This is a genomic window from Blattabacterium cuenoti (assembly GCF_014252455.1).
Classification (GTDB): Bacteria; Bacteroidota; Bacteroidia; order Flavobacteriales; family Blattabacteriaceae; genus Blattabacterium; species Blattabacterium cuenoti_R.
In genome coordinates, this window is record NZ_CP060245.1 from 413,041 (window position 1) to 425,211 (window position 12,171).

At 19.4% G+C, this 12,171-nt stretch carries 13 protein-coding genes; 6 read left to right on the forward strand and 7 right to left on the reverse strand.

What is annotated here, in order from left to right:
* The first annotated feature begins 4 nt into the window (after positions 1 to 4).
* Positions 5 to 1,195, forward strand: a complete 1,191-nt coding sequence (gene clpX / locus H0H56_RS02035) for an ATP-dependent Clp protease ATP-binding subunit ClpX (protein WP_185873691.1) — start codon at positions 5 to 7, stop codon at positions 1,193 to 1,195.
* On the opposite strand, the gene obgE is transcribed toward clpX, so the two are convergent.
* From obgE to lpdA, 3 genes are all read right to left on the reverse strand, one after another.
* Positions 1,187 to 2,170 carry a GTPase ObgE gene (obgE, locus tag H0H56_RS02040; RefSeq protein ID WP_185873692.1) on the reverse strand — a complete coding sequence of 328 codons (984 nt, stop codon included), beginning with the start codon at positions 2,168 to 2,170 and terminating at the stop codon, positions 1,187 to 1,189. The genes clpX and obgE overlap by 9 nt on opposite strands.
* Positions 2,160 to 2,750 (reverse strand): nucleoside monophosphate kinase, encoded by a 591-nt coding sequence (locus tag H0H56_RS02045; RefSeq protein WP_185873693.1) that lies wholly within the window; start codon positions 2,748 to 2,750, stop codon positions 2,160 to 2,162. The genes obgE and H0H56_RS02045 overlap by 11 nt, the downstream gene beginning before the upstream one ends.
* Before the next feature lie 68 nt (positions 2,751 to 2,818).
* The gene (gene lpdA / locus H0H56_RS02050) at positions 2,819 to 4,216 is read right to left on the reverse strand and encodes a dihydrolipoyl dehydrogenase (protein ID WP_185873694.1); all 1,398 of its coding nucleotides are present in this window, start codon (positions 4,214 to 4,216) and stop codon (positions 2,819 to 2,821) included.
* Between the two features lie 100 nt (positions 4,217 to 4,316).
* Here lpdA and fsa point away from each other — a divergent pair, with 100 nt between their 5' ends.
* A complete protein-coding gene (gene fsa, locus H0H56_RS02055) occupies positions 4,317 to 4,973 on the forward strand; it encodes a fructose-6-phosphate aldolase (protein ID WP_185873695.1) in 657 nt (218 codons plus the stop codon).
* On the opposite strand, the gene H0H56_RS02060 is transcribed toward fsa, so the two are convergent.
* The 4 genes from H0H56_RS02060 to dapA form a co-directional block, all read right to left on the reverse strand.
* The gene (locus tag H0H56_RS02060) at positions 4,966 to 5,277 is read right to left on the reverse strand and encodes a hypothetical protein (protein ID WP_185873696.1); all 312 of its coding nucleotides are present in this window, start codon (positions 5,275 to 5,277) and stop codon (positions 4,966 to 4,968) included. The genes fsa and H0H56_RS02060 overlap by 8 nt on opposite strands.
* An 85-nt stretch (positions 5,278 to 5,362) precedes the next feature.
* On the reverse strand, positions 5,363 to 5,914 hold the full coding sequence (locus H0H56_RS02065) for an outer membrane protein assembly factor BamD (RefSeq protein WP_185873697.1): 552 nt from the start codon (positions 5,912 to 5,914) through the stop codon (positions 5,363 to 5,365).
* On the reverse strand, positions 5,911 to 6,420 hold the full coding sequence (locus H0H56_RS02070) for a ferritin (RefSeq protein ID WP_185873698.1): 510 nt from the start codon (positions 6,418 to 6,420) through the stop codon (positions 5,911 to 5,913). The genes H0H56_RS02065 and H0H56_RS02070 overlap by 4 nt, the downstream gene beginning before the upstream one ends.
* Positions 6,421 to 6,423: 3 nt before the next feature.
* Positions 6,424 to 7,299 (reverse strand): 4-hydroxy-tetrahydrodipicolinate synthase, encoded by an 876-nt coding sequence (gene dapA / locus H0H56_RS02075; RefSeq protein WP_185873699.1) that lies wholly within the window; start codon positions 7,297 to 7,299, stop codon positions 6,424 to 6,426.
* A gap of 177 nt (positions 7,300 to 7,476) precedes the next feature.
* Between dapA and pncB the strand changes: the two genes are divergently transcribed.
* The 4 genes from pncB to secG all read left to right on the forward strand — a co-directional run bounded on the left by pncB (position 7,477) and on the right by secG (position 12,061).
* A complete protein-coding gene (gene pncB, locus H0H56_RS02080) occupies positions 7,477 to 8,655 on the forward strand; it encodes a nicotinate phosphoribosyltransferase (protein WP_185873700.1) in 1,179 nt (392 codons plus the stop codon).
* A gap of 71 nt (positions 8,656 to 8,726) precedes the next feature.
* Entirely contained in the window at positions 8,727 to 10,061 is a 1,335-nt protein-coding gene (miaB, locus tag H0H56_RS02085) for a tRNA (N6-isopentenyl adenosine(37)-C2)-methylthiotransferase MiaB (RefSeq protein WP_185873701.1), read from the forward strand.
* Between the two features lie 16 nt (positions 10,062 to 10,077).
* Entirely contained in the window at positions 10,078 to 11,337 is a 1,260-nt protein-coding gene (locus H0H56_RS02090) for a sigma-54 interaction domain-containing protein (RefSeq protein WP_185873702.1), read from the forward strand.
* A 484-nt stretch (positions 11,338 to 11,821) separates the two neighbouring features.
* Positions 11,822 to 12,061, forward strand: coding sequence for a preprotein translocase subunit SecG (gene secG / locus H0H56_RS02095; RefSeq protein ID WP_185873703.1), 240 nt, complete (start codon positions 11,822 to 11,824; stop codon positions 12,059 to 12,061).
* Positions 12,062 to 12,171 lie beyond the last annotated feature (110 nt).

Here is a 12,171-nt window from a genome sequence, read left to right on the forward strand (position 1 = left end):
TTTTATGGAAAAAACATGTAATTTTTGTAATAGAAAAAAAAGTGAAATAACTTTTCTTGTATCAGGGATTAATAGTTATATTTGTAATTTTTGTATAGAAAAAACATATTCTATTATTCATAATAAATTTGATATAAAAAAAAAATATAAAAATTATGAAAATATAATAAATGTTAAAAAACCTAAAGAAATTAAAAAATTTTTAGATCAATATATTATAGGACAAAATGAAACAAAAAAAATTATATCTGTTGCTGTTTATAATCATTATAAAAAAATTAAATTTTTAAAAAAAAATGAAGACATAGAAATTGAAAAATCTAATATTTTATTAATAGGAAATACTGGAACAGGAAAAACTTTATTAGCTAAAAGTATTTCTAAATTTTTAGAATTACCATTTACTATCGCCGATGCTACTACTTTAACAGAAGCAGGATATGTTGGAGAAGATGTAGAATCTATTTTAACAAAATTATTACAATCTGTAAATTATGATATAAATTTTGCTGAAAAAGGAATTGTTTTTATAGATGAAATTGATAAAATTTCTAAAAAAACTAGTAATCCATCAATTACTAGAGATGTTTCTGGAGAAGGAGTACAACAAGCTTTATTAAAAATATTAGAAGGATCTATTATTAATGTTCCTCCTCAAGGAGGCCGTAAACATCCAGATCAAAAAATGATACCAATTAATACAGAAAATATATTATTTATTGCTGGGGGGACTTTTGATGGATTAGAAAAAATTATATCATATAGAACTAATCAAATATCTCCTATAAGTTTTTTTTCAAAAAAAAAAAAATATCAAAAAAATTTTTTATCTAAAATTATAGGAAATGATTTAATAAAATTTGGATTAATTCCAGAACTGATTGGAAGATTTCCTATTATTACTTATTTAGATCCATTAAATAAAAATGTTTTAAAAAAAATATTAAAAGAGCCAAAAAATTCTTTAATTAAACAATACAAAAAATTATTTTTAATGGATAAAATATCTATGAATATTTCAGACGAAGCTTTAGATATAATTGTAGATGAAACTATTAAATTAGGTTTAGGTGCGAGAGGATTACGTTATTTTTGTGAAAAAATTTTTATAGATTATTTTTTTAATATCAATCACATAAATGAAAATAAAGTTTTAAATATAGATAAAAATCTAGTTTTAAAAAAATTATTTTAATTTAAGTGTTTTCCATATAATATATTTTAATTTTTGAATTCCTTCTTTTGAAAAAGAAGATATAAAAAAAATATTTTCTTTTAATGTAGAAAATATTTTTTTTATTTTATTCTTTTTATTATCATCAATTAAATCTGATTTAGAAATAACTAATAAACGTTTTTTTTTTAATAATTGAATATTAAATTGTTTCAATTCATTTAATAAAATTAAATATTTTTTTTTTTGATTTTCTTTTTCTGCAGAAATTAAAAATAACAAAATATAATTACGTTCTACATGTTTCAAAAAAAAATGACCCAAGCCTTTTCCTTCTGAAGCTTTTTCTATAATTCCTGGAATATCTCCTATAATAAATGAAGAATCATTCATTTTTACCATTCCTAAATTTGGAATTTTAGTAGTAAACGAATAATTACCTATTTTTGGTTTAGCATTTGTTAAAATAGATAATAAAGTAGATTTTCCAACATTAGGAAATCCAATTAAACCCACATCTGATAAAATTTTTAATTCTAAAAATATCCAATTACCTATAGTTTTTATTCCATATTGATAATAATATGGATTTTTTGATTTTCTAAAAAAAAAATTTCCATGTCCTCCTTTCCCTCCTTGAAATAAAATTTTTTTTTGATTATTATTAATAATTTCTGCAATAATATTTTTATTTACATCTTTAATAATAGTTCCTATAGGAACATCTATATATAAATTTTTTCCATTTCCTCCAGTTAAATTATTTTTTTTACCTGAATAACCAGATTTAGCGATCCAATGTCTATGATATTTTAAATGATAAAAAGTATTAATATGAGAATTACCTTTTATAATAAGATCTCCCCCTTTTCCTCCTGATCCTCCATCCGGTTTCCCTTTTCTTCTATATTTTGTTTTATTAAAATGAACAAACCCATCTCCTCCATCTCCACTTTTACAAAAAATTTTTATAAAATCTATAAAATTATCTTTCATTGTTTACAATTTTATTATATTTTTTTTCAATAAAAATAGAAATATCTTTAATAGAAAAAGAAGCATTTAATTTTACCAAAATATTTTTCCATTTTTCCCCACTCCAAATAAAAGCCGTTTTTTTATAAAATTCTTCTATTCTTTTTTGAACAATTTTAATATTTATATCATCATCACGTAAACTAGTTTTTCCTCTTTTTAAGAGTCTATTTGTTAATAATTCTTTTTCTATAGAAAAAGAAAAAATTAGATTGATATCTCCTAAATATGATTTCTTTAAAAATTTTTCTAAAGAAAAAATTTGATATTTTGTTCTAGGGTATCCATCATAAATAATTCCTTTATAATTGAAAGTTTTTTTTATTTCTATATTTAACATATTATTAGTTATTATATCTGGTACTAAAAAACCTTTATTAATATAATAACGAGCTTTTTCTCCTAAAGAAGTTTTATTTTTTATATGATTTCTAAATATATCTCCTGTAGATAAATGAATAAATCCTAATTTTTTAGATAAAATTTTAGCTTGAGTTCCTTTTCCACATCCTGGAGGTCCAAATAAGATAATATGTCTCATACTATACTAATAAGTAAAAATTAATAAAAAAAAATTAAATTTATAATTTATTTATTAATGAATGTATTTTATAAATGGATAGCTCTTCCATAAGCATTTGCTATCGCTTCTAAAATAGATTCACTTAATGAAGGATGAGGATGAATACATCCTAAAAGTTCATAATTAGTAGCTTCTAATTTTCTAGATATTACTACTTCTGATATTAAATCCGTTACATTATTACCTATCATATGACACCCTAACCATTCATCATATTTACTATCAAAAATAACTTTTACAAAACCCTCTGTTTCTTCATCACATATAGATTTTCCAAGTGCACTAAAAGGAAATTTACCTATTTTAATAGTATATCCTTGTTCTTTAGCTTGTTTTTCTGTATATCCTACAGAAGCTATTTCAGGGAAACAATAAACACATTTTGGAATATTATTATAATCTATATTTTGAGGTTTTAATCCTTTTATAGCTTCAATACATATTATAGCTTCTTGAGTCGCAACATGAGCTAAAGATGGAGTATTAATTACATCTCCAATCGCATAATAACCATTTATATTTGTTTGATAATTTTTATCTACTATTATATATCCTTTTTTATTAGTATGTATCCCTATTTGTTCTAAATCTAAAAAATGAATATTAGGAATCATTCCAATAGCGGAAAGTATAATATCAGTTTCTATTACAATGTTCTTTTTAGATGTAGAAATTTCAGTTAAAATACTCCCTTTATTAGTATAATTTATTTTTTTAATAAAAGAAGATACATAATTTTTAATTCCTCTTTTATCTAAAGATATTTTTAATTGATTAGAAATTTCTTCATCTACATTTGGACATAGTAAAGAACTTTTTTCTATAATAATAATATCTGTTCCCATAGAATGATAAAAAGAAGCAAATTCTAAACCAATAGATCCAGATCCTACAATAATCATTTTTTTAGGTAAAACAGATAATGTTAAAGCTTTTTTGAAATCTATAATTTTATTAAAATCTAATTTAAAATTAGGATCTATTTTAGATTTTTCTCCTGTTGCTATAATAATATTAGATGCTGAATATTCTTGAACTTTTTTTGTAGTTTGATGAACTTCAATTTTTTTATTATTTTTTAATTTTGCATTTCCATGAATAATATGAATTCCATTTTTCTTCATTAAAAATGATACTCCTTCATTCATTTTTTTAACTATATTTCTACTATTAGATATAATTTTAGGAAAATCAATTTGTATTTTATTATTTAAACTAAAAAAGAATTGATTTTTTTTTATTTTATGTAAAATTTTAGCTTGATTTAAAAGATATTTTGTAGGAATACAACCCCAATTTAAACAAACTCCTCCTAAAGATTCTTTTTCTATAAGAGCAGTTTTCATTCCAAGTTGTGCAGATCTTATAGCTGCTACATATCCACCAGGTCCACTTCCTATAATAATAACATCAAAAAATGACATAATTATTCTAATTTTTATCTGTATAAATTTACAAATTTTTATTTTTAATTTTTTAAAAATTTTTTATTGTATAAATTTGTGTTATTTCTAAAAGATTAATATGAAATTTTTTATAGATACAGCAAATTTAGAAGAATTAAAAAAAGCTAAAAAATTAGGATTATTAGATGGAGTAACGACTAATCCTTCTTTAATTGCAAAAGAATCTATTCAAAAAAATCAAATTTATGAACATTATATTTCTATATGTAACATAATTAATAAAGGAGATGTTAGTGCAGAAATAATTAGTACAAATTATAAAGATATGATTGAAGAAGGAAAAAAAATTGCTTCTTTAAATCCAAAAATTGTAATAAAAATTCCAATTACAAAAGATGGATTACAAGCTATTCAATATTTTTATAAAAAAAAAATTAAAACTAATTGTACATTAATTTTTTCATCTACACAAGCTATTTTAGCTGCAAAATCTGGATCAACTTATGTTTCTCCTTTTATAGGTAGATTAGATGATATTAAATATAATGGATTAAATTTAATTAAAGAAATTAAATTAATTTTTGATAATTATCATTTTAATACAAAAATATTAGCAGCTTCTATAAGAAATTCTTTACACATTATAGAATGTTCTAAAATAGGAATATATGCTATTACTACTCCTTTAAAAATTTTATGTTCTCTTTTATATCATCCATTAACTAATTTGGGTTTAGATATTTTTTTAAAAGATTATAAAAAAAAATTTAATTAATTTTTAATTTATTTTTTAATAAATATTGAATAGCCATAGATGTTGTTTTTGGTAATTTTTCATAAGATTTAGATAAATTTATTTGTTCTTGATTTTCAATAATTTCTTCTAAATTATTTTTATTCATAAAATTAAAATCTTCTAATTTTTTATCTAAATTTTTTTTTAAAAAAAAATTCATTTTATTAGCTACTTTTTCTAAAATAGAAATAGTTTCATAAATATTTTTTCCTGATTTTTTTTCTAATTTTAAACAATCTATAGTTTCTGTATTTATTGGAGATTTAATCTCTTTAAAATTCATTATTTAAATAATTTTTTATATAAAAAATTTAATTTTTTTATTTTATTTGATTTTGGATATAATTTTATATATAAATTAAATTCTTCTAAAAAAAAATATTTTTTTTTTTAGAAGAATTTACTAATTGATATGTATTTAAACAAATTTTATATAAAACATTTTCTTTTAAAATACTGTTTGGATAATTAATTATGAAATTTTTGAAATACATTAAAGAAGCTTTATATTCATTCATTAAATAATATGTATTAGCAATATAATAATCTCTCTTTTCTATTTTTTTTAATAAAATTTTTAAAAATTTATTGGCTTCTTTTATTTTTATATGATTAGGATATTCTTTAATAAATTGATTAAATATTTTGATTGATAAATCAGTATTTGTCTGATCTAAATCAAAATCTAAAGAATGATTAAAATAATATACTCCTTTTTTAAATAAAAAATTTTCATTTTTTTTTTCAATAGTATTTTTTTTTAAAAAATTCAATATTTTTTTAGAAAAATTATTAAATATTATTATATTTTTTTTTTTTAAAAAAAAATAATAATCAAAAAAAGATTTTTTAAAATTTATTTGTTCTAAATGAAAAGAAAAAGAAATTAAAATTAATAATAATAAAAAAATTTTTTTCATAATTTATTTTTTTTATGAAAATTTTTTAAATCATAATCAAATAAATATAAACCTCCTTTATCATTTTCTAAAAAATTAATTTTATCTAATATCATTTTACTTAATCCTTCTTCTTCTATTTGTTCTTCTACATACCATTGTAAGAAATTATAAGTAAAAAAATCTTTTTCTTTCAAAGATAAATCTACTAATAAATTTATTTCATCAGAAATTTTTTGTTCATGTTTATATAATTTTTGAAATAATTCTTTTAAAGTATTCCATGATTTTTTTAAATTAAATTGATAAACAATATCAGCATAAGCTCCTCTTTTATTAAGATATTTTATCAATTTCAACATGTGTTTTTTTTCTTCTTCAGAATGATCATATAAAAAATTATAAATACCTTCTAAATTTCCATATTTATATTCCACCCAAGATGCCATAGATAAATATAATAAAGATGATTCTAATTCTTTATTTAGTTGTTTTTTTAAACCTATTAATATTTTTTTTTTAAACATAAATTAATTTATTTTTTTAAATAATTTTTGTATTTTTTTTTTTAACATTAATGTTCCATTTACTAATGGTAGTCTAACATTAGAATAACATATTCCTATAATACTTAATAAAGTTTTAATTCCTGTAGGATTCCCTTCTTCATAAATAAGATCAATCATTTTAATCATTTTATAAAAAATAGAAGAAGCTTTATTTATTTTATTTTTTTTTAAAAAATATATTAATTGAGAAATTTCTTTAGGAAACCCTTGAGCTATTACAGAGATGATACTATCTCCACCTCCTAAAATTATAGGTAATATTAAAAAATCATCTCCACAAATAACACTAAAATTTTTAGGTTTTTGAGAAATTATTTTATAATATTGCAAAATATTACCTGAAGCTTCTTTTATTCCTATAATAGTAGGAAAATCATTTGCTAATCTAATTATTGTATCAGTATTTATATTAGTTCCAGTTCTTTTAGGAACATTATATAAAATGATATTAGCATTAGTATTATTAACAATAGATTTAAAATGTTGATATATTCCTTCTTGAGAAGGTTTATTATAATAAGGAGTAACAGAAAGTATAGCTGAAAAATCTGATAAATTAATATTATTTATTTTTTTAATAATTTCTTTTGTATTATTTCCACCAAGTCCTAAGACTAATGGTAATTTTTTATGATTTATATTTTTAATAAATTCAATAATTTCATTTTTTTCTTCATTATTTAAAGTAGATACTTCAGAAGTAGTTCCTAATATTACTAAATAATTAACATATTTTTCAACATATTTTACTAACTTTTCAAGTCCATTAAAATCAATGGTTCCATTTTTGTTAAAAGGAGTAATTAACGCTACACCTGTTCCATATAATTTTTTCATATATTAAATTTATTATATATTTAGTTAGTTTTTTGTTATTACTTATATTTTTATCCTAAATATTATAACAATCATACAAAAAACAGATGTAGACGTTAATTATATCAATAAAACCAATAAAAAATTTATTTTAAGAGTCTCTTTTTATTTTAAAAAAAAGAAATTTTATAATATTTAATGAATGAATTTTCTATTTTATCATCATTATTAGATAATGATTTTTATAAATTTATTATGCAAAATGCTGTAATTAAATTATTTCCTTCAACTAAAGCAAAATATAAATTTATTAATAGAGGAAATCATTCTTTTCCAAAAAATTTTGCAAAAATTTTAAAAAAAAATCTTCAAACTATGTCTAATTTAAAATTATCTAATAAAGAAAGAATTTTTTTAGAAAAAAATTGTCCATATTTAGATTCAAAATATTTAGATTATTTAGATAGTTATCAATATAATCCTAAAGAAGTTCATATTTATCAATATGGAAGAAATATCCACATAGATATTGAAGGTTTATGGAGTAGAACTATTTTATGGGAAGTTCCTTTAATGGCGATTATATCTGAATTGTATTATCAATTAACAGGTGCTAAACGTATTTCAAATAAAAAATTAATTTTTCTTACAAAGAAAAAAATAGATTTTTATAAAAAATTAAAAGTTTATATAGGAGAATATGGAACTAGAAGACGTTTTTCTTATAAAGTTCATAAACTAGTATTAAATATTTTAAAAAAAAAAGGAAATTCTTTTTTTATGGGAAGTAGTAATGTCCATTTATCCCATCTTTTTTCTAAAAAACCTATTGGTACTCAAGGACATGAATGGATTATGTTTCATGCAGCTAAATATGGATTTAATCTTGCTGATAAAATAGCTATGGAAAATTGGTTAAATTTATATGGAAAAAATTTAAAAATAGCATTATCTGATACATATACTACTCCAATTTTTTTTCAAAATTTTAATAAAAAATTAGCAAATTTATTTGATGGAATTAGACATGATAGTGGTGATCCCTATTCCTTTATTACAGAAACACTTAATCATTATAAAAAATTAAAAATTAATCCATATAAAAAAAAAATTATATTTTCCGATAATCTAACCCCTACAAAAATAGCTTCTATTTCTTCTTTTTGTAAAAAAAAAATTAATCCATTTTTTGGAATAGGAACTAATTTTACTAATGACGTTGGAGTTCCTTCTTTAAATATTGTAATTAAAATGGTTAAAGCAACTATAAAAAAAAATAAATGGGTTTCTGTTATAAAATTATCAAATATTAAAGAAAAATCTACAGGGGAAAAAAAAATAATTTTTTTAGCTAAAAAAAACCTTCATCTTTTATGAAAAAAAAATTATGTCAAAATGACATTTTATTTTTTTATCTTTAATTTTCTATAAAAAAATAGAGAAATATTATGAATCACATAAAAAAAATATTTTTTTATATAGAAAATTATGGATGTCAAATGAATATTTCTGATAGTGAAATAATTATTGCTATTTTATTAAAAAATCAATTTTTTTTAACAAAAAATATAAAAAAAGCTCATATTATTTTAATAAATACTTGTGCTGTTAGAAAAAAACCAGAATTAATATTAATAAATAGATTAAAAAAAATTAAATATTTAACATCTAATAATAAAATTCATCCAATATTTATAGTAATTGGTTGTTTATCTAAAGATAATAGTTTTTTTTTAAAAAAAGTAAATCTTATCGATTTTAATATTCATCCAGATTCTTATAAAAAATTACCTTATTTTATAAATTTATATTTCAAAAATAAATTTCCAAAAAATATACAACAAATTAATAATAAAGAAAATTATAGTGATATAATTCCATTTAGAAAAAAAAATAAGATAACAACTTTTTTGAGTATTACAAGAGGATGTGATAATATGTGCACTTTTTGTATAGTTCCTTTTACAAGAGGAAGAGAAAGAAGTAGAGATCCTTATTCTATCATTAAAGAATGTAAAAATTTATATATACAAGGATATAGAGAAATAACTCTTTTAGGTCAAAATGTAGATTCATATATTTGGAATTATGAAAATAATAAAAAAATAATAGATTTTTCTAATCTTTTAGATTTTTTAGCTAAAGAAATTCCATTTATGAGAATTCGTTTTTCTACTTCTAATCCTCATGATATGTCACTTCAAGTAATAAAAATTATTTCTAAACATAAAAATATTTGCAAACATATTCATCTACCAGTACAATCTGGAAGTAATAAAATATTAAAATTAATGAATAGAAAATATACTCGTGAAAAATATATTAATTTAATTAAAAAAATTAAATCTATTATTCCTGAATGTTCTATTTCACATGATATTATTACAGGTTTTTGTAATGAAGAGGAGGAAGATCATAAAAAAACTATTAGTTTAATGAATGAAATAAAATATCATTATGGATATATGTTTTCTTATTCTCCTAGACCTGGAACTTATGCTTATAAAAAACTAAAAGATAATGTCCCTTTATATATAAAAAAAAGACGTTTAAAAGAAATTATAGATTTGCAAAAAAATCACTCAATTTTTCATATGAAAAAATATTTAGGAAAACAACAAGAAATTTTAATAGAAGGAGTTTCTAAAAAAAATGATCAATATTGGTTTGGAAGAAATACTCAAAATATTATAACTGTTTTTCCTAAAAAAAAATATAAAATAGGACAAATGGTATTTATAAATATTATAGATTATACATCAGCTACTTTAATAGGAGAATAGATTATTAATTAATTTTATGGAATTATCTATTATACAAAGGGTTAAACAAAAATTTAATATTATTAGTCATGATTTTGCTTTTCTTAGAGCATTAGAAAAAGCTATTCAAGTTGCTCCAACAGATATATCTGTATTAGTACTTGGAGAAAGTGGAGTAGGAAAAGAATTTATTCCAAAAATTATTCATCATTTTTCTTGTAGAAAACATCATTCTTATATTGCTGTTAATTGTGGGGCTATTCCAGAAGGAACTATTGATAGTGAATTATTTGGACATGAAAAAGGATCTTTTACTGGAGCAACAAATATGCGAAAAGGATATTTTGAAGGATCTAATGGTGGAACTATTTTTTTAGATGAAGTGGGAGAACTCCCTTTAAGTACACAAGTACGTCTTTTACGTATTTTAGAATCTGGAGAATTTATTAAAGTAGGATCATCTAAAATACAAAAAACTAATATACGTATTGTTTCTGCTACAAATTTAAATATGTTAGAATCTATACAAAAAGGAAAATTTAGAGAAGATTTATATTATCGTTTAAATACAGTTCAAATTAATATACCTCCTTTACGTTTTCGTAAAAAAGATATTCCATTATTATGGAAAAAATTTTCTAATGATTTTGCAGAAAAATATCATATGCCTCCAATAAAACTTTCTAAAGAATCTTTAAAATATTTAGAAAATTATTCTTGGCCTGGGAACGTTAGACAATTAAAAAATATAACAGAACAAATATCTATTATAGAACCAAAACGTGAAATATCTATTAATAAGTTAAAAGAATATATTCCTGAAAATATTCCATCTTTATCTTTTTCTAATAATAATTTTAATAAAAATTTTATACCAAATTTTTCAACAAAAAGAGATTTTTTATATAAAGTTTTATTTGAAATTAAAAATAATTTAAACAATTTAAAGAATTTAACATTACAATTAATAAAAAATAAAAATAATACTTACAATGATTTTATAAAAAATAATCAACAACTTATGGAAAAAGTATTTGGAAAAATGATTTATTCAAATAATCTAATAAAAGATCCTATAATTAAATTAGAACATATTTCAAATACAAAAAAAAATTTAAATTATGAAAAAATCAATAATTTTCAAAAAAAATCTAATATTTTTTCATTACAAGAAAAAGAAATAGAATTTATTCAAAAAGCTTTAAAAAAAAATAATGGAAAAAGAAGAAAAACAGCCAAAGATTTAGGTATATCTGAAAGAACATTATATCGAAAAATTAAACAATATGGATTATAAAAAAATTTTATTTATATTATTAAGTATTGTAATTAGTGGTTATACTTCTTATTCTATTTCTTTTAAAAAAAAAAAATTATTCAAATTGGAACTTTTTTAGAAGAAATTCATTTACCTAATCAATTTATTTCTTTTGCAATTCAAAAAAATTTTGAAAATTATTTTATTCAAAATAGTCCATATATTTTATCTAATAAAAAAGGAGATCTAATATTAGAAGGAAAATTTATTAATTTTGAAATTAAAACTATAAATAATAACCCTTTAAAAATCATTAAAATAATCATTAGAATTTCTTGTAAAGATTATTTAAATCCTAATAATAATTGGGAAAAAGATTTTCATTTAATAGAAAAATTTATATCAAAAGATGATAATTTTTTAAATAATTCTTTATTTTTAAATAAAATTTTAAAAAAATTATCTATTCAATTATATAATAAAATATTTATTAATAATTGGTAATTTTAATTAAAAATTAATTATGTATTTAATTATTTTTTTTAGTTTATTAATTATTTTAATGTGTTTCCTACTTATTATAGTAATTTTAATTCAAAATCCTAAAAAAGGATTTATTTCTCAATCTTTTATGGAAAAAAATTTTCAATTTTTTGGAGTAAATAGAACTAATAATTTTTTAGAAAAAATTACTTGGATATTATCTATAATAATTTTTTTTTTAATTTTAATGTTTAATTTTTTACTAAAAAAAAATAAATGATATGTCATTATGACATTGATATATATCAAAAATTCTAATATTATCTATTTGGCATGTTTTTGGCTCATTATTAATGATTAATATTGTTAATCATTAACCTTTAAAATATT